We start from the raw sequence: 2,064 nt of genomic DNA, 5'->3' as shown, positions 1-2,064 counted from the left end.
ACTGGCTCTTCACAGATGAGGGTGTAGTGGTGGTCGGCGCGTCGTTGCCGGGATAGGGGTCGAGGTCTTCCGATGATGGGGGTTCTCACGCCAACCATCCGAAAGACCTCGACGTGCCTGACGCTACCGGTCGGGCGGGCTTCGCCTGCGCTGACCTGACCACTTTTTGCCGCCTCGACGAGCTCGGGTTGGAGGTGACCGGACAACGCCTCGACGCCGACCGGGCCGTGCTGACCTGTCGACTTGCCGAGGAGGATCGGTGGTGCCGCCGGTGCGGCGAAGAGGGCAGTCCACGTGACAGTGTGACCCGTCAACTGGCCCATGAGCCATTCGGGTGGCGGCCCACCACGCTGCTGGTCACGATCCGCCGCTACCGCTGCGTCGGATGCGCTCATGTGTGGCGCCAAGACATGGGTAAGGCCGCCGAACCACGCGCCAGGCTGTCTCGACGCGGACTGCGGTGGGCGCTGGAAGCCATTGTCTGCCAACATCTATCCGTTGCTCGGGTCGCCGAAGCGCTGGCCGTGTCGTGGAACACCGCCAACAACGCCGTGCTCACCGAGGGCCGCCGGGTGCTGATCGCCGATCCGGCCCGTTTCGACGGCGTGAAGGTGATCGGGGTCGATGAGCACGTGTGGCGGCACACCCGCCGCGGCGACAAGTACGTCACCGTCATCATCGATCTCACCCCCGTGCGTGACAAGACCGGGCCGGCCAGGTTGCTCGACATGGTCGAAGGCCGCTCCAAGAAGGCCTTCGCCGATTGGCTGGCCGACCGTCCCAAGGACTGGCGCGATGGCGTGGAAGTCGTTGCCATGGACGGCTTCACGGGCTTCAAGACCGCCACCGCCGAAGAACTCCCCGACGCGGCGACGGTGATGGACCCGTTCCACGTCGTGCGGTTGGCCGGCAACGCCCTCGACGAATGCCGCCGCCGCGTGCAACTGGCCACATGCGGACACCGCGGCCGCAGCACCGACCCGCTCTACCGATCACGGCGTACCCTGCACACCGGCGCCGATCTGCTCACCGACCGCCAGAAAACCCGGCTGACCGCGTTGTTCGCCGTCGACGCCCACGCCGAGGTCGAAGCCACCTGGCACATGTATCAACGCGCCGTGGCCGCCTACCGTGAACCCGACCGCCGCAAGGGCCGCATCATGATGGCGGCGCTGATCACCACGCTGAGCACCGGCGTTCCCACGCCGCTGACCGAACTGATCACCCTCGGCCGCACACTCAAGAAGCGCGCCGCCGACGTCCTGGCTTACTTCGACCGTCCCGGGACCAGTAACGGACCAACCGAAGCGATCAACGGCCGCCTCGAACACCTCCGCGGATCCGCCCTGGGCTTCCGCAACCTCACCAACTACATCGCCCGGTCCCTGCTCGAGACCGGAGGCTTCCGAACCCAGCTCCGTCAACCTCGGCAGTGAACAGTTCTCACCGCGTCGTCAACGCGGCCAGAGCGTCGTTGGTCTCGGCCACCGAGAAACGGTCGGGGTCCCAGCCCCGGGGCAGCCAGTCCCTCATCTCCTCCGCACCCAGCCCCATCGGCGTTGCCCGCGGGTCGTATCCGCCACGAACCCACGCAGCCAACTCCTCGTAGCCGCCCAGGCCGCCACAGTCCTCCGGAGGGCAGGCCATCTTGCCCGTCAGGCACACCGGAGCCGAGGGTGGATCATCGAAAACGTCCTCGACCACCAGCACGTGCTCCCATCCGTCGCCGAAGTCGTAGTCATAGAACAACCGCTCGCCCCTGTCGGACACCACCTGATCGAGCCGCACGCCGTCCTCGACGACACCCTCGTCGCCTTCACTGAGATCAAACCCGGTGACGAAGTAGGCACGGGTACGCCGGTCCGACCCAACACCGAATTTATGCAGATGACCGTCCTGCCAGCCCATCGCGACCTGCAGCACGACATGCAGCTCATCGAGCATGAGGTCGCCCGGCAGGTCCAGACGACGCCAGACCGGCGGCTTGGCATACATCAGGTCGACCCGCACCCGAAAACCCCGCACACGCTCCGGCACAGCCCGCACCTCAGGCGTTGGCTCATC

Annotated in this window: 2 protein-coding genes; one reads left to right on the top strand and one right to left on the bottom strand. The window is 66.8% G+C overall.

The genetic code is table 11. The features are described 5' to 3' along the window. The first annotated feature begins 113 nt into the window (after positions 1 to 113). Positions 114 to 1,436 (top strand): ISL3 family transposase, encoded by a 1,323-nt coding sequence (locus tag PKD89_RS19755; protein ID WP_289011399.1) that lies wholly within the window; start codon positions 114 to 116, stop codon positions 1,434 to 1,436. Between the two features lie 7 nt (positions 1,437 to 1,443). Here PKD89_RS19755 and PKD89_RS19750 read toward each other — a convergent pair. Then, positions 1,444 to 2,064 (bottom strand): plasmid pRiA4b ORF-3 family protein (locus tag PKD89_RS19750; RefSeq protein WP_289011400.1); only part of this gene is annotated, 621 nt, incomplete at its 5' end.

This window comes from Candidatus Neomicrothrix sp. (assembly GCF_035329545.1).
In the GTDB taxonomy this organism is placed as follows: Bacteria; Actinomycetota; Acidimicrobiia; order Acidimicrobiales; family Microtrichaceae; genus Microthrix; species Microthrix subdominans.
The sequence above is the reverse complement of the archived record's forward strand: the minus strand, read 5'-3'. Positions and strand labels throughout refer to the sequence as shown.